General features: G+C 64.6%; 15 protein-coding genes. 9 read left to right on the top strand and 6 right to left on the bottom strand.

Annotated elements, in window-relative coordinates:
- The first annotated feature begins 13 nt into the window (after positions 1-13).
- Positions 14-340 carry a thioredoxin gene (gene trxA, locus Q0C42_RS16170; protein ID WP_295078151.1) on the top strand — a complete coding sequence of 109 codons (327 nt, stop codon included), beginning with the start codon at positions 14-16 and terminating at the stop codon, positions 338-340.
- 50 nt (positions 341-390) lie between these two features.
- Here trxA and Q0C42_RS16165 read toward each other — a convergent pair whose 3' ends face one another.
- Together Q0C42_RS16165 and Q0C42_RS16160 are read right to left on the bottom strand one after the other, a co-directional pair.
- Positions 391-1,164: a hypothetical protein gene (locus Q0C42_RS16165; protein ID WP_295078149.1), complete on the bottom strand. Its 774-nt coding sequence runs from the start codon at positions 1,162-1,164 to the stop codon at positions 391-393.
- A 62-nt stretch (positions 1,165-1,226) separates the two neighbouring features.
- Positions 1,227-1,481: a hypothetical protein gene (locus Q0C42_RS16160; protein ID WP_295078146.1), complete on the bottom strand. Its 255-nt coding sequence runs from the start codon at positions 1,479-1,481 to the stop codon at positions 1,227-1,229.
- Positions 1,482-1,632: 151 nt separating this feature from the next.
- Between Q0C42_RS16160 and Q0C42_RS16155 the strand changes: the two genes are divergently transcribed.
- The 5 genes from Q0C42_RS16155 (at position 1,633) to Q0C42_RS16135 (ending at position 7,225) form a co-directional block, all read left to right on the top strand.
- On the top strand, positions 1,633-2,343 hold the full coding sequence (locus tag Q0C42_RS16155; protein WP_295078143.1) for a helix-turn-helix domain-containing protein: 711 nt from the start codon (positions 1,633-1,635) through the stop codon (positions 2,341-2,343).
- 48 nt (positions 2,344-2,391) lie between these two features.
- Complete coding sequence (locus Q0C42_RS16150; RefSeq protein ID WP_295078140.1) at positions 2,392-3,342, top strand: NAD(P)H-binding protein; 951 nt, start codon at positions 2,392-2,394, stop codon at positions 3,340-3,342.
- Between the two features lie 56 nt (positions 3,343-3,398).
- Positions 3,399-4,187, top strand: a complete 789-nt coding sequence (locus tag Q0C42_RS16145) for an SDR family NAD(P)-dependent oxidoreductase (RefSeq protein ID WP_295078137.1) — start codon at positions 3,399-3,401, stop codon at positions 4,185-4,187.
- A 177-nt stretch (positions 4,188-4,364) separates the two neighbouring features.
- A complete protein-coding gene (gene pnp, locus Q0C42_RS16140) occupies positions 4,365-6,506 on the top strand; it encodes a polyribonucleotide nucleotidyltransferase (protein ID WP_295078134.1) in 2,142 nt (713 codons plus the stop codon).
- A gap of 128 nt (positions 6,507-6,634) precedes the next feature.
- Positions 6,635-7,225, top strand: a complete 591-nt coding sequence (locus Q0C42_RS16135) for a L,D-transpeptidase (protein ID WP_295078131.1) — start codon at positions 6,635-6,637, stop codon at positions 7,223-7,225.
- Positions 7,226-7,252: 27 nt separating this feature from the next.
- On the opposite strand, the gene Q0C42_RS16130 is transcribed toward Q0C42_RS16135, so the two are convergent.
- The 3 genes from Q0C42_RS16130 to greA all read right to left on the bottom strand — a co-directional run bounded on the left by Q0C42_RS16130 (position 7,253) and on the right by greA (position 9,574).
- Complete coding sequence (locus tag Q0C42_RS16130) at positions 7,253-7,903, bottom strand: peroxiredoxin (protein WP_295078128.1); 651 nt, start codon at positions 7,901-7,903, stop codon at positions 7,253-7,255.
- Between the two features lie 150 nt (positions 7,904-8,053).
- Positions 8,054-9,088, bottom strand: coding sequence for a hypothetical protein (locus tag Q0C42_RS16125; RefSeq protein WP_295078125.1), 1,035 nt, complete (start codon positions 9,086-9,088; stop codon positions 8,054-8,056).
- A gap of 15 nt (positions 9,089-9,103) precedes the next feature.
- Positions 9,104-9,574, bottom strand: coding sequence for a transcription elongation factor GreA (greA, locus tag Q0C42_RS16120; RefSeq protein WP_295078525.1), 471 nt, complete (start codon positions 9,572-9,574; stop codon positions 9,104-9,106).
- 276 nt (positions 9,575-9,850) lie between these two features.
- Here greA and Q0C42_RS16115 point away from each other — a divergent pair, with 276 nt between their 5' ends.
- The 3 genes from Q0C42_RS16115 (at position 9,851) to Q0C42_RS16105 (ending at position 14,169) form a co-directional block, all read left to right on the top strand.
- Complete coding sequence (locus tag Q0C42_RS16115) at positions 9,851-11,497, top strand: electron transfer flavoprotein-ubiquinone oxidoreductase (protein WP_295078122.1); 1,647 nt, start codon at positions 9,851-9,853, stop codon at positions 11,495-11,497.
- 115 nt (positions 11,498-11,612) lie between these two features.
- Positions 11,613-13,328: a tetratricopeptide repeat protein gene (locus Q0C42_RS16110; RefSeq protein WP_295078119.1), complete on the top strand. Its 1,716-nt coding sequence runs from the start codon at positions 11,613-11,615 to the stop codon at positions 13,326-13,328.
- On the top strand, positions 13,318-14,169 hold the full coding sequence (locus Q0C42_RS16105) for a 4-(cytidine 5'-diphospho)-2-C-methyl-D-erythritol kinase (RefSeq protein WP_295078116.1): 852 nt from the start codon (positions 13,318-13,320) through the stop codon (positions 14,167-14,169). Before Q0C42_RS16110 ends, Q0C42_RS16105 begins: the two co-directional genes overlap by 11 nt.
- Before the next feature lie 11 nt (positions 14,170-14,180).
- Here Q0C42_RS16105 and fliP read toward each other — a convergent pair whose 3' ends face one another.
- Entirely contained in the window at positions 14,181-14,837 is a 657-nt protein-coding gene (gene fliP / locus Q0C42_RS16100) for a flagellar type III secretion system pore protein FliP (protein WP_295078523.1), read from the bottom strand.
- Positions 14,838-14,867: the final 30 nt, after the last annotated feature.

Here is a 14,867-nt window from a genome sequence, read left to right as displayed (position 1 = left end):
CAGGAGAACGATCATGGGCGCTGCCACCGTCGCAGTCACCGACGCCACTTTCGATGCCGAAGTCCGCAAGTCGCCGATTCCGGTCGTCGTGGATTTCTGGGCCGAATGGTGCGGCCCCTGCCGCCAGATCGGCCCGGCGCTTGAGGAACTGGCGACGCAATACGCGGGCCAGGTCAAGATCGTGAAGGTCAACGTCGACGAGAACCCCGACAGCCCCGCTGTCCTTGGCGTCCGCGGCATCCCGGCGCTGTTCATGTTTAAGGACGGCCAGGTCGTGTCGAACAAGGTCGGCGCGGCCCCGAAGGCCGCACTCGAAAACTGGATCAAGTCGGCGATCTGATCTGCCGCAGAATGGCGACGCCCGGTCTTTCCAGTGAAGGCCGGGCGTTTTCATGTCCTCAAGCGCGAGCGCCAGGCCGTGATGATGTCACGTTCGAACAGTGCTGGACCGACATAGGACAGGGATTGCGTGTCGAACGGCCCACGGTGGGCCGGCGTGCGGTGAAATTTCCAGCGCGCGAAGTCCTTCTCCATCTTCCGGGTCACCAGCAGGCAGAGGTCTGCGTGCTTGGGCATCGACAGGTCCCACTCTGGCGGAAACAGGACGGGGCCAGACTGCGCAAGCTCGGTCTCTGGCGGCGGACCCGCCTCGCCGGTCCAGTCCAGCAGGTTGACCACCGCAAACACCCCTGCCCCGCCATCGCTGTGACCGACAACATGCAGTGCCAGCCAAAGTCCGGTCGCTTGCCGATAGCCCAGGATCTCTCCTACGGCCCAGGCGCTGACGAAACCGCGCCTGGGCTTCATCGGGGCCGGGGCCTGCTGCGGTTGGCGCAGCGTTGCTGCCAGATTGTCCAGCACCGTCGCACGTTTGGCGGCAAGGCCGGCCTCGGCCCAGCGATCCATCCCGTCACCCCGCGCGATCACCTCCAGCGCACGGTCCCGCGTCTCTGCATCCAGCCGGCCCAGCTTCCAGGCCGTTGCCGCCAGCGCCAGCCGGACCACCGGCCCTTCCTCCGGATCAGCCAGAGCATCGGCAAACCGGTCAAGCACACGGTCGCGGGCGGCATCCGGCGTCAACCCCTCGGTCAGCGCGGCGCGGTATTCGTCGCGTACATCGCAGGCAGTGTCGTCCGAGAACAGCGCAACGCCCCAGGCACCCATCACCACACCTCACAACACAACACAACGGGCCAATCCTGCCACAACGGGGACATCCTGCAAGCCTACCAGTTCCCCGCCCGCTCTGCCGCCGCCCTGACCAACCTGTCCGAGGCATCCCTGTCCAGCGGCTGGGAGAGGGCCTCGACCAGATCGTCGGGCGTCAGTCCGATATCGCGCAGCAACACCTCCGACGTCAGCCCGTGGGCCTTGCGGATCTGCTGCCGGCGTCGCCACTCTGCGACAAGGCCCATTGCCTGCATGACCGGGGCAAAAAGCACGCCCCGTCCGCCCTGCGCCATTCCTTTCGTCCGGTCCATCATGCACCTCCTGTCCTGGATTGCGTTGCACCGATCTTGTCCAACCGAGGCTGCCGTCTCCAGTGCAGCAACCAGAGCGACCTGCTACGGTTTTCGAACTAGCCGCGCCCCGGCCCCGGCCTGTAGACTTTCCGAGACAGGAGGCGATGCCATGCCATCCAGGCCCTATGGAACGATCTGCGCCCTTTCCAAAGCGTGCGAGCTTCTTGAACCGCGCTGGACACTTCTGATCCTCAACCAGATCTGGTCCGGTTATACCCGCTTCAACGACATCCGCCGCGCGGTCGGGAACATCTCTCCCGGCGTGCTGTCCAAGCGGCTGGCCGAGCTGGAAAAGGCGGGCCTTGTCGAGCGGGTCGAGGATCGCGCCAAGGGATCGGTGGACTATATCCGCACCCAGATGGCACTGGACCTGGAGCCGGTCATGGACGCGCTGTCGATCTGGGCACAGCGCCATATCGATGCCGAGGTGGCGCTGTCGGACGGCGACCTTGGCAGCATGATGTGGTTCTTGGGCAAGGCGGTGCAGACCGAGAAGTTCCCGCCGCGTCGTGTGGTGATCCGCCTGCACTTCGTGGACGAGCCCGGCGCCTACCCGACTTGGTGGCTTCTTGCGGACCCCGGCTCCCAATGCGAGGTCTGCGTCCAGATCCCGGACGTCGACGTCGACCTTTACGTCGAGACGACGAAAGTATCGTGGAATGCGCTTTTCCTTGGGCGATCGACCATCGCGCGCGAGATTGATGCCGGTCGGCTGTTCGTCACTGGCGACGCGGTCCTGATGCGGACGATGGACCAATGGCTGCCCCGGTCGGTCTACGCCAAGGCCGAAGGCATCCGGATGCTGCCTGCGGCGGAATAGGTTGCAAAGACGGCTGGCCAAGAAAAAGTGTCATGCTAGACTGACAGTATGGGCCCACTTTCCATCCTCCTCCTTGGCGGCACCGGCACCATTGGCCGGGCGACCGCGCAGGCTTTGCGCGCCGAGGGGCACCACGTCACCGCCCTGATCCGACCCGGTGCCGACGCCGCTCTTCTCCCCGGCTGCAGGGTGCTCCAGGGCGCGTTGACGCCGGACACGCTGGCCTCCGCCACGACCGGCATCGACGCCGTCGTCTCCTGCCTCGCCAGCCGGACCGGGGCGCCCGCTGACGCCTGGGCCGTGGACCACGCTGCCAACTCTGCGGCCTTGAAAGCCGCCGTGGCCGGAGGCGTTCGTCACTTCGTCCTCCTCTCGGCGATCTGCGTGCAAAAGCCGCTTCTTGCGTTCCAGCACGCCAAACTTGCCTTCGAGAGCGAGCTCCAGGCTGCGCCAATCGTCTGGACCATCGTCCGTCCGACGGCCTTCTTCAAATCCCTTTCCGGTCAGGTCCCGCGGGTCGCGCAGGGAAAGCCCTTCCTCGTCTTCGGCGACGGCACGCTTACGGCCTGCAAGCCCATTTCGGACGCCGACCTGGGCCGCTTCCTTGCCCTGACACTGACCGACCCGATGATGCGCAACCGCATTCTGCCGCTTGGTGGATCGGGACCAGCGATCACACCCCTGGACCAGGCCGCGATGCTGGAGCGGCTGACTGGCCGACCTGTTCGCATCCGGCGGGTCCCCGTCGCGCTGATGCATGGGATTGTTGGCCTCCTTTCCGCGCTTGGCACCTTTTCTCCGCGCCTGAAGGCCAAGGCACAGCTTGCCCGCATCGGGCGCTATTACGCGACCCAGTCCATGCTGCTGTGGGACCCCGCAACAGGACGCTATGCTGCCGATGCCACGCCCGAATTCGGCAAGGACCGGCTGGAGGATCACTATGCCGCCATGCTGCGTGGAGAGGTTGACGATGACCGTGGCGCCCATGCCATCTTCTGATCCGCTGGCCCAATCTTGCGTAAGGCGGTAGCCTTTCCGCAAAGACAGGAGACCGCATGACCGGCATTGCCCTGGTAACCGGCGGCGCGCGCGGGATCGGGCGCGCCATCGTCGACCGACTTCTGCAGGACGGCTGGACCGTCGCGCTGACCCATGTGCCGGGTATCGAACCACCCGAGCCGCTTGAGGCGGCCTTCGCCGGGCAAAGCGCCACGCTGCACCCGCTTGATCTGCGTTCCTCGGCCAGCATGGCCGCCTGCGTGGCCGACGTCGCCGCGCGCCATGGCGGGATCGATGCCCTGGTCAACAACGCGGCTGTCGGAACGGCAACCGTCGCTGCCTTCACCGAAGACGAAGACCAGCGCGATGGGGTCATGCTGGCGATCAACGCCACCGGGACGCTGTCGATGTGCCGGCGGTTCTTGGCGGCGCAGGGCACCACCGGGGCGGCGCGCAAGATCGTCAACCTTTCGTCGGTCGGCGGCGGCATCGCGGCTTTCCCGGGCTTTTCGCTTGCCGACGGGATGAGCAAATCCGCCGTCGCCCACCTGACCCGGCAACTGGCCGCGGAACTTGTCCACCAGCCCGTCGACGTCTTCGCCATTTGCCCCGGCGCCACCGATACCGAGATGTTCCGCCAGTCGACCCTGAACCAGATGGCCCCGGAAGACCGCGCCCGCTTTGTCGCGGGGTTGCCCAAGGGCCGCCTGATCCAGCCTGCTGAAATTGCGACCCTTGCGGCGTTCCTCTGCTCCCCCGCATCGACCGTCCTGCATGGCGCGGTGATCGACGCTTCGATGGGTCTGGGCGTTCGACCCGGCCTGATCAGCGAAACCCGGCACTAGCCGGACCGCTTTGCCCAACACCATTGCCGCACAGTGGCTTTTCCTGTATGGCCCGCGCCATCTGAGACGTGCGGCCCGCCCCCGGGGCACATGCAAAGGATACGGGGGAAGGGCGGCAATGGGGCCGCCAGACAACGAGGGCACCGGCAGGGGCCGGGTCCTCAGAGGAAACGATACATGTTCAATGTGACCAAGAAATCCATCCAGTGGGGCAATGAAACGCTCACACTGGAAACCGGGAAAGTTGCGCGCCAGGCTGATGGGTCTGTGATCGCGACGCTGGGTGAAACGCAGGTGATGGCCAACGTGACCTTCGCGCGCAATGCGAAGCCGGGTCAGGACTTCTTCCCCCTGACGGTTCACTATCAGGAAAAGTACTACGCGGCCGGCAAGATTCCCGGCGGCTTCTTCAAGCGTGAAGCGCGCCCGTCGGAAAAAGAGACGCTGACCTCGCGTCTGATCGACCGGCCGATCCGCCCGCTGTTCGTCGAAGGCTTCCGCAACGAAGTGCTGGTCATGGCGACCGTGCTCTCGTGCGACCTGGTCAACGACCCGGACGTCGTGGCAATGATTGCCACCTCGGCAGCGCTGACCGTCTCGGGCGTCCCGTTCATGGGCCCGATCGCTGCGGCCCGCGTCGGCTTTGTCGGCGGCCAGTACGTTCTGAACCCTGCAATGGACGACATGACGCAGCTGCGTCTGAAGCCCGAGCAGCGCCTTGACCTTGTCATCGCCGGCACCAAAGACGCCGTGATGATGGTCGAATCCGAAGCTTACGAGCTGACGGAAGAGGAAATGCTGGGCGCGGTGGTCTTCGGCCACGAGCAGATGCAGCCGGTGATCGACCTGATCATCGACTTCGCCGAAACCTCGGCGAAAGAGCCGTTCGATTTCTCCCCGCCGGATTACTCGGACCTCTATGCCAAGGTGAAGAAGGCCGGCGAAGAGCAGATGCGCGCCGCTTTCGCGATCCGCGACAAGCAAGACCGCACCAGTGCGATCGAAGCCGCTGTCGATGCCATCAAGGCCGCGATGAGCGAGGAAGACCAAGCCGACTCGAACCTTTATCCTGCGATCAAGAAGCTGGAATCGGCAGTTCTGCGCGGCGACGTGGTGAAGAACGGCAAGCGCATCGACGGCCGCGACACCAAGACCGTCCGTCCGATCACCTGCGAAACCGGCATCCTGCCGCGTGCGCACGGCTCGGCGCTGTTCACCCGGGGTGAAACCCAGGGTCTGGTGGTGACGACCCTCGGCACGGGCGAAGATGAGCAGATCATCGACGCGCTGAACGGCAACTACCGGTCGAACTTCCTGCTGCACTACAACTTCCCTCCCTACTCGGTTGGTGAAGTTGGCCGTGTCGGCTCGCCCGGTCGCCGCGAAATCGGCCACGGCAAGCTGGCTTGGCGCGCGCTGCAGGCGGTTCTGCCGGCTCCGACCGACTTCCCGTACACCGTGCGTGTCGTGTCAGAGATCACCGAATCGAACGGTTCCTCCTCGATGGCGTCGGTCTGCGGTGGCTCGCTGTCGATGATGGACGCAGGCGTTCCGCTGAAAGCCCCGGTCGCCGGTGTGGCGATGGGTCTGATTCTGGAAGACGATGGCCAGTGGGCCGTGCTGACCGACATCCTTGGCGACGAGGATCACCTCGGCGACATGGACTTCAAGGTGGCTGGCACCGAAGCCGGGATCACCTCGCTGCAGATGGACATCAAGATCGCCGGCATCACCCCCGAGATCATGAAGCAGGCCCTGGCGCAGGCCAAGGACGGCCGTATCCACATCCTGGGCGAGATGGCCAAGGCGCTGACCTCGGCGCAAGCCTTCAGCGAATACGCCCCGAAGATCGAGACGATGCAGATCCCGACCGACAAGATCCGAGAAGTCATCGGCTCGGGCGGCAAGGTCATCCGCGAGATCGTCGAAGTGTCGGGCGCCAAGGTCGACATCAACGACGACGGCATCATCAAGATCGCATCGAACGACCAGAAGGCCATCAAGAAGGCCTACGAGATGATCTGGTCGATCGTCGCCGAACCCGAAGAGGGCCAGATCTACACCGGCAAGGTGGTCAAGCTGGTCGACTTCGGCGCCTTCGTGAACTTCTTCGGCAAGCGCGATGGTCTGGTGCACGTGTCCCAGATCGCCAGCAAGCGCCTGAACCACCCGAACGAGATCCTGAAGGAAGGCCAGGAGGTCAAGGTCAAGCTTCTGGGCTTCGACGACCGTGGCAAGGTCCGCCTTGGCATGAAGATGGTCGACCAGGAAACCGGTGAGGAAATCACCGAGAAGAAGGAAGAGTCGGCCGAAGGCTGATCCTTCCGACTTTCGTGAATGTGAAGGCCCCGTGGGAAACCGCGGGGCCTTTTCCGTCTTGTGTCACAGCTTCTTGTGGTGCGCGTGACCCAGCGTTCCCGCAAGGATGACAGCAAAAGGACAAGAGCATGAGCTTCACCCGCCGCCACTTCATCGCCACCGGCCTGGCTACCGCCCTGCCGCTGCGCGCCTTCGCGCACACCGAGCAATCGGCCGAAGACTGGATCATGCCCGAAGAATTCCTGCCCCGCCCCGTCAGGTTCTCGGAACCGCAGGCCCCGGGTGCGCTGATCGTCGACCCGGATTACTTCGCGCTTTACCACGCCGTGACGCCCGATCGCGGGATGCAGTATTCCGTCGGCGTGGGACGTGGAACGCTGTACGAGTCCGGAGTTTTCAGCGTGGGCGCCAAGAAGGAATGGCCGAGCTGGACCCCGACGGACGAAATGATCGACCGCGACCCTGACCAGTACGCGAAATGGGCCGACGGCATGCCCGGTGGACCCGACAATCCCTTGGGTGCGCGCGCGATTTATCTCTTCGACGACAGCGGAGCAGACACCTTCCTGCGCATCCACGGCACGCCCGAGCCTTGGACCATCGGTTCAGCCGTGTCGAACGGCTGCGTGCGCCTGGCGAATGAGCACATCGGCGAGCTTTACGACCTTGTCGAACTTGGCGCGCCGGTGCTTTTGCTGCCCAAAGTGGAAAGCGTATAAGGGGCAGCCGAAGCCGCCCCCAAATGCTCAGACCTTGGCGAAGCGCAGGTAGGGCAGCTTGATGTCCAGCTCGCCGAAGCGTTCCGTGGCCTGCTCGTTGTTCAGCGCCAGCGCCACGATCACGTCCTGCCCCGGCACCCAGTTCGCAGGCGTCGCAAGCGGCACGCCGTCGGTCTTCTGCACCGCATCCAGCGCACGCAGGATCTCGGCAAAGTTGCGGCCCACCGACATCGGATAGGTCATCGTCAGCCGCACCTTCTTGTCCGGCCCGATGATGTAGACCGTCCGCACCGTCGCCGAGTGGGCCGGAGTCCGTCCCTCGGTCGGCAGGTAGAATTCGGCCGGCAGCATGTCATAGGCCTTGGCCACCGTCAGCGAGGTGTCGTCAATGATCGGGAAATCGGCCGGTGCACCACCAAAGGCTTCGATATCGCGCTTCCACTTTTCGTGGTCCGATACGCCGTCGACGGACACGCCGATCACCTTGGTCTTGCGCTTCTGCCATTCGGCGGCCAGTTGGGCGACGGCGGCGAACTCCGTGGTGCAGACCGGGGTAAAATCGCGCGGATGGCTGAAGATGATGCCGTAGCTGTCGCCCAGCCAGTCATGGAAGCGGATGGTCCCGGCGGTGGACTCAGCGGTGAAGTCGGGGGCGATGTCGTTGATGCGGACGGCCATGTGGAACCTCTTACGGTTGGAATCCTGTCTGGGGCGAACATATGCCTAACGGAACAAGGTTTCATCCCCTCGCATGATTTGACGGTCAAATAGGAAAGCCGTTCCACGCATGGCCACCCCTGCAGCAAGATCTTCCCGCTCGCCGCAGCTTCAGTCGAACGTCCCCGTCACCCGTCCGAACAGCATGAAGGCCCGCGCCGTGCGGGTGTCTGCCAGGTCGGCAAGCTCGGCATCCGTGGCATTGGGCTCGAAGGCGGCGAAAGTCTTGTCGAAGGTCCGCAGAAAATGGTGCGCCGCGTCGCGGAACACCGGGTCGGCCTTCATCCGCGCTGCGGTCAGGGCCAGCGAGGCGCGATCCCTGATCCCGCCCAAGGCTGCAATCGACCGGCCCCGTTCGCCCCCGGCAAAGCGCCGCCAAAGTTCGGGATGGCACAGGTCAGGCTGCAGATCATCGACGTAGATGCCATCCTGGCTGAGGAGGGTCAGCACGTCCTGCGCCGCCCGGATCAGCTTGGCCGAGGTCCGGTCCTCCAGCGCAAGTCGCAGGGCGCGAAAGCCCTCCTTGTCCTCGGGCGTCTCGGGAAATTGCAAGGCGCGGATGAAGCTTGAAACCGAAAGCGGTGGCCGGAACTCCTCGGCCGGAGTTCCAAGGGCCAGCGTCGGCTCCTCTGCGGCGGGTTCCGGCTGGGGTTGGACCAGCACGGCCTTCCGATCCGCCGAGGGCACCGACAGCGTGGCATCGCGCCGGGAAGAGAAGGTGGCAAGAACCGTCTCGGCCTGCTTGGTCGAGGCGGCGATCTCATCGATCTTCCGCTCCACCGAGGGTTTCAGGCCATTGCCCTGGCTTTGCGCTTGCACATAGCTGGACCGCATCGCGTCGACCGTGGCCTGCAGCCGCTTCGCCTCGGCCCTCAGCTCGCGGATCGAGCGAAGTGTGACCACCACTGCCCAGATCAGCGCGATGGGCAGGAAGACCATGAGCAAGGTCATGATCAGGCCCAGTGTGCGCGACTCGCTGCCCGGCGGTGTCACCAGCACATAGACCAGGATCAGAAGCACCCAGACCACGCTTAGGCCGATGCCCGCGATCTCCATCCCCCGCCGGGGTGGATCGTTGAGGAGCGCAAGGGGACCCTGGTCCAGACCAGCGTCCCGTTTCGGCAGATCCTTGACCGGCGGTTTCACCAGGGCATCCCCGGATCAGAGGTAACGGATCGACAGGACTTCGTAGGATCGGGTCCCGCCGGGAGTCTTTACATCGACGCTGTCGCCCTCATCCTTGCCGATCAGGGCGCGGGCAAGCGGAGAGCGCAAGTTCAATAGGCCATTTTCGATATCGGCTTCGACCTCGCCGACGATCTGGTAGGTCTTCTCTTCGTCGTTGTCCTCGTCGACCAGGGTGACGGTCGCGCCGAACTTGATCGAGCCGGTGAACTTGCTGGGGTCGATCACGTCGGCCAAGGACAGGACGCCCTCAAGCTCCTTGATGCGGCCTTCGATGAAACCCTGCTTTTCCCGCGCAGCGTGGTATTCCGCGTTTTCGGACAGATCACCGTGTTCGCGCGCTTCGGCGATGTCGCGGATGATCGCCGGACGGTCCACCGTCTTGAGCTGCTTGAGTTCAGCATCCAGCGCATCGAAGCCGCGCCGGGTCATCGGGATCTTTTCCATCGGCATTCCACAGTAAAAGAAGAAGCCACGGACCGGATCGCGGCCCATGACTTCGGACTAACTCCCCTTCACCACACCCGATGGAATGCATAAATGCAAGGGGTCATGCCGCGCGCGGGCAACAGTCCGTCGCGGGCAAGACAGAAAGCTTTGCGGCGGGATGTGCCTTTGGGATGTTGCGTCACGGTTGACCTTGCTGCCCCGCTGCGGCAACAGGGAAGCCGCGAAAAGCCAGTGTTTCAGGACCAGGTGTGGCCGCCCGGGGAAGGACAAGCGATGACCGCCATTCAGCGCGAGAAGATGGACTATGATGTCGTGATCGTCGGCGCCGGGCCGGCGGGCCTGTCAGCCGCGATCCGGCTGAAGCAGCTGGACCCGGATCGGTTGGTCGTCGTCTTGGAAAAAGGCTCCGAAGTCGGGGCGCATATCCTGTCGGGCGCGGTCCTGGACCCCTGCGGGCTGGACGCCTTGTTGCCCGACTGGCGCTCGATGGACGCTCCGATCAAGACGCCCGTGCGCGAAGACAATTTCTACATGCTGGGGCCGGCTGGCCAGATCCGCATCCCGAACTGGCCGATGCCTCCCCTGATGACGAACCACGGCAACTACATCGTCTCGATGGCCAATGTCTGCCGCTGGATGGCGGGCGTGGCCGAAGGGCTGGGCGTGGAAATCTTCCCCGGCATGGCCTGCAGCGAACTGGTGTTCGAAGGCGACACCGTCGTCGGCGTCGTTGCCGGCGAATTCGGCCGCGATCCTGAAACCCGCGAGCCTGGCCCGTCATATGAACCGGGGATGGAGCTGCGCGGCAAGTACGTCTTCCTGTCCGAAGGCGTCCGCGGCAGCCTGGCCAAGCAGGTCATCGCCAAATACGACCTGTCGAAAGGCCACTGCCCGCAGAAATACGGGCTGGGCATGAAGGAAATCTGGGAGATCGACCCCGAAAAGCACCGCGAGGGCACCGTCACCCACACGATGGGCTGGCCCCTTGGCAAGAATGCGGGCGGCGGGTCGTTCATCTATCACCTCGAGAACAACCAGGTCTACGTCGGCTTCGTCGTCCACCTGAACTACGAAAACCCCCACCTTTACCCCTACATGGAGTTCCAGCGCTTCAAGCACCATCCGATGGTGGCCGACCTTCTGAAGGGCGGCAAGCGCGTGGCCTACGGTGCACGGGCGATCAGCGAGGGTGGCTGGCAGTCGATCCCCAAGATGGTGGCGCCAGGGGTGGCGCTCTTGGGCTGCTCGGCGGGCCTTGTGAACGTCCCCCGCATCAAGGGCAACCACAACGCCATGCTCTCGGGCAAGGCCGCCGCCGAGGCCGCGCACGCCGCCATCAGTGGGGGCCGGCAGGGCGATGAGCTGACCTCGTACGAAACCGACGTCCGCCAAGGCGCCATCGGCCGAGACCTGAAGAAGGTCCGCAACGTCAAGCCGCTCTGGTCCAAGTACGGTCTGGTCGCCAGCCTGATGGGCGGCGGCGTGGACATGTGGCTGAACACCATCGGCCTGAGCGCCTTCGGCACCATCCGGCACGGCAAATCCGACGCGGCCGCCACGGGCCTGGCCAAGGACCACAAGCCGATCGACTATCCCAAGCCCGACGGTAAGCTGTCGTTCGACCGGCTGACCAACGTGGCCTTCTCCTTCACCAACCACGACGAGGCGCAGCCCGCCCATCTGGTGTTGAAGGATGCCTCGATCCCGATTGGCGTCAACCTGCCGAAATACGCGGAACCCGCCCAGCGCTACTGCCCTGCCGGCGTCTACGAAGTCCTGGGCGAAGGCGACACAGCCACCTTCCGGATCAATTTCCAGAACTGCGTCCACTGCAAGACCTGCGACATCAAGGACCCCAGCCAGAACATCGTCTGGACCACGCCGATGGGCGGCGGAGGGCCGAACTACCCCAACATGTGACGCCCTCACGAAAGCTTGTCCCAATCCCCGGGGCCCGGCCGCAAGGTCGGGCCCCGGTGCATTGCGCAGGCAGTTGGGTCCGGCTACCCTCGCCCTGTCCCTGTAGGAGAGGCCGATGCGCCAGATCATGTCCCGCACCCTGACCGCCCTTCTTCTTGCGGCCGCGTTGGGTACGCCATTGCGGGCCGAGGAACAGGTCGACAGCGGTGCCTATCTCGCCGCACGCACCGCCGAATCACAGAACGATTTCCGCGCCGCCGCGACCTGGTACGGCAAGGCGATCATGGCCGATGCGTCCAATCCCCAGCTTCTGGACGGTGCTGTCCTGGCCGAAATGGGCATCGGCGATTTTGCCCTGGCAATCGAGGCGGCCAAACTGCGCAAGGCCGTCGAGGGTCCCCCCAGCCAACTGGCCGAAATGGCGCTTCTCGCCGATGAAGCCCAGCGCGAGGACTATGCCGCGCTCCTCTCTGCCGCCGGGACGGGGCGTGACGTGGGCGACCTGACCAATTCGCTTGTCGTCGCCTGGGCGAAGGTTGGCGAAGGCAAGATGTCGGAGGCGGTCGAAGCTTTCGACGCCGTGACCAAGAAGAAAGGCTTCGAGGCTTTCGGTTTCTACCACAAGGCCCTGGCACTCGCCTCGGTCGGCGACTTCGAAGGTGCGGATGAGATCCTGTCCGGTCGTGCGGCTGGCCCGATCTATGTCATGCGCCGCGGGGTCTTTGCCCATGCGCAAATCCTGAGCCAACTGGAAAAGAACCCCGAGGCGCTGGCCCTTCTGGACCGCTCCTTCGGCACTGCGGCCGACCCGATGGTCGATGGTCTGCGCAAGCGGCTTCAGGCGGGAGAGCCCATTCCCTTCGATACGGTGAACTCGGCCCGCGACGGCATTGCCGAAGTCCTGTTCTCGATCTCGACGGCGCTGAATGGCGAAGCGGACCCGGTCTACACGCTGCTGCATCTTCGGATCGCGGGCTACCTGCGGCCAGACCATTCCGATGCGCTGCTTCTGACCGGTGATGTGCTTCAGGAGCTGGGCCAGCACGTGCTTGCCGCCGCAACCTACGCCGGATTTCCCCCCGAAGACCCGGCCTATGTCACCGCCGAGATCGGCCGTGCCGGCGCGCTGAAATCCCAGGGCCGGACCGACGCCGCGATCGAGGCGCTTCAGGCGCTGGCCCGGACCAACGGCAACATCCCGCGCGTCCATTTCGGTCTTGGCGACCTGCTACGCAGCGAGGAGCGCTTCGACGAAGCAGAGCTTGCCTACAGTGCTGCGATCGATCTTGCCAAACAGGCCGGGACCGAGGATTGGGTCCTGCATTTCTACCGCGGGATCTGCCACGAGCAATCCAAGGACTGGGCCGCCGCCGAGGCCGACTTTCGCAAGGCGCTGGAGTTGAACCCGACGCAGCCGCAGGTCCTGAACTATCTCGGCTATGGCCTTGTCGACCGCGGCGAAAAGCTGGACGAAGCCTTGGGGATGATCGAGAAGGCCGTCGCCGGTGATCCCGACCAGGGCTATATCATCGACAGCCTCGCCTGGGCCTATTTCAAGCTTGGCCGGTATGCCGATGCGCTGGAGCCGATGGAGAAGGCCTCGCTGCTGGAACCCGTCGATCCGATCGTCACCGACCATCTGGGCGACGTCTACTGGATGAACGACCGCACACTCGAAGCCCGGTTCCAATGGCGCCGCGCCTTGTCCTTCGAGCCGTCCGAAACGGACAAGGCCCGTATCCTGCGCAAGCTTGAGGTGGGGTTGGACGCGGTCATGGCCGAAGAGGGCGCTTCCCCGGCTCCGGTCAAGGCAGCCGAGAATGACAACTGAGGCAGTGGCGGAAAACGCGCCAGCCAAGATCAACCTCTGTCTCCATGTGACCGGGCGGCGCCTGGACGGCTATCATCTTCTGGACAGCCTCGTGGTCTTTGCCGACGTGGCCGACCGGGTTTTCGTGACGCCGGCGCATGGCTTGTCCCTGGTCGTCGCTGGTCCGGAAGGTGCCGGATTGCAGGCCGAAGCCGACAACCTGGTCCTGCGGGCTGCCCGGTTGTTCGGAGTTTCGGATGCGGCGCTGGTCCTCGACAAGCGGTTGCCCATCGCCTCGGGGATCGGTGGCGGATCCGCCGACGCGGCCGCGACGCTGCGGGCCCTGCAGCGCCTGACCGGGCTGCCAATGCCGCCGATGTCCGACATCCTGCGCCTTGGGGCGGATGTCCCGGTCTGTCTGGACGGTCGTCCGTCACGCATGACCGGGATCGGCGAGAAGGTGACGCAGCTTCCTGCCTTGCCGCGCTTGGCCTGCGTGCTGGTCAACCCGCGTCTGCCGGTGCCGACGCCGCAGGTGTTTGCCGCCCTGACCTCGCGTGAAAACCCGCCCCTGGCCGACTTGCCCCACAGCGCCCTGGCCTCCGCCGAAAGCTTCGCCGCCTGGCTGGCTGCGCACACTCGCAACGATCTGATCCCCCCGGCACGCGAGGTCGCTCCCATTCTGGCCGACGTGCAGGCTGCGCTGGAGGCAACGCCCGACTGCCTTCTGGCGCGCATGACCGGCTCGGGCGGAACGCACTTCGGCCTTTTCGCCACGGACCATGCGGCTGAAGCGGCCGCCGCCTTTCTGAAAGCTGCGCATCCGTTCTGGTGGATCGAGACCGGCCGCATTCTGGACTGACCGCCCGCTCGTCAGAAATAGCTCCGGACCAAAGCTCCCGAGATCAGCGCCCAGCCATCCGCAACGACGAAGAAGACCAGCTTGAACGGCAGCGAGACGATGGCCGGCGGGACCATCATCATCCCCATCGACATCAGGATCGCAGCGACGACAAGATCGATGATCAGGAAGGGCAGGAAGATCATGAAGCCGATCTCGAAGGCCCGCTGAATCTCGGAAAGCAGGAACGACGGCACGAGAAGCGATAGCGGAGCGTCCGTCGCGGTGATCGGCGTGGTGGACCGCAGGTCCTGCAAGGTCTGCAGCGTTTCCGGATCGACGCGCAGCGCCATGAAGGTCCGGAACGGAGCGATGGCGGCTTGCAGACCCGGTCCCACCTCGATTGTCCCGTTCGTCAGGGGCTCGATTCCGCTGACCCAGGCTTCGGCGAACACGGGATCCATCACGTACCAGGTCAGGAACAGCGAAAGGCTGATGATCACCATGTTCGGCGGGGCCTGCTGCAAGCCAAGCGCCTGCCGCAGGATCGACAGCACGGTGACGATGAACGGAAAGCAGGTGACCATGACCGCCAATCCCGGCACGATCGACAGGACGGTGATCAGCAGAAGCAACTGCACGGACCGCAGCGAAAGGGACTGTCCATCGCCACCGAAGTCCAGCGTCATCTGCTGGGCGACGGCGGGGCCCGCCAGCAA

The sequence above is a fragment of the Tabrizicola sp. genome, assembly GCF_022842145.1.
Lineage (GTDB): Bacteria > Pseudomonadota > Alphaproteobacteria > Rhodobacterales > Rhodobacteraceae > Tabrizicola.
This window is presented reverse-complemented; position numbering and strand designations above follow the sequence as displayed.

Coding starts and splice junctions, on each gene's coding strand:
- Q0C42_RS16110 (WP_295078119.1), top strand. CDS start 11,613: ATGCGCCAGATCATGTCCCGCACCCTGACCGCCCTTCTTCTTGCGGCC.
- pnp (WP_295078134.1), top strand. CDS start 4,365: ATGTTCAATGTGACCAAGAAATCCATCCAGTGGGGCAATGAAACGCTC.
- trxA (WP_295078151.1), top strand. CDS start 14: ATGGGCGCTGCCACCGTCGCAGTCACCGACGCCACTTTCGATGCCGAA.
- Q0C42_RS16145 (WP_295078137.1), top strand. CDS start 3,399: ATGACCGGCATTGCCCTGGTAACCGGCGGCGCGCGCGGGATCGGGCGC.
- Q0C42_RS16115 (WP_295078122.1), top strand. CDS start 9,851: ATGACCGCCATTCAGCGCGAGAAGATGGACTATGATGTCGTGATCGTC.
- fliP (WP_295078523.1), bottom strand. CDS start 14,837: ATGACGCTGGACTTCGGTGGCGATGGACAGTCCCTTTCGCTGCGGTCC.
- Q0C42_RS16130 (WP_295078128.1), bottom strand. CDS start 7,903: ATGGCCGTCCGCATCAACGACATCGCCCCCGACTTCACCGCTGAGTCC.
- Q0C42_RS16150 (WP_295078140.1), top strand. CDS start 2,392: ATGGGCCCACTTTCCATCCTCCTCCTTGGCGGCACCGGCACCATTGGC.
- Q0C42_RS16135 (WP_295078131.1), top strand. CDS start 6,635: ATGAGCTTCACCCGCCGCCACTTCATCGCCACCGGCCTGGCTACCGCC.
- Q0C42_RS16160 (WP_295078146.1), bottom strand. CDS start 1,481: ATGGACCGGACGAAAGGAATGGCGCAGGGCGGACGGGGCGTGCTTTTT.
- Q0C42_RS16165 (WP_295078149.1), bottom strand. CDS start 1,164: ATGGGTGCCTGGGGCGTTGCGCTGTTCTCGGACGACACTGCCTGCGAT.
- Q0C42_RS16105 (WP_295078116.1), top strand. CDS start 13,318: ATGACAACTGAGGCAGTGGCGGAAAACGCGCCAGCCAAGATCAACCTC.
- Q0C42_RS16155 (WP_295078143.1), top strand. CDS start 1,633: ATGCCATCCAGGCCCTATGGAACGATCTGCGCCCTTTCCAAAGCGTGC.
- greA (WP_295078525.1), bottom strand. CDS start 9,574: ATGGAAAAGATCCCGATGACCCGGCGCGGCTTCGATGCGCTGGATGCT.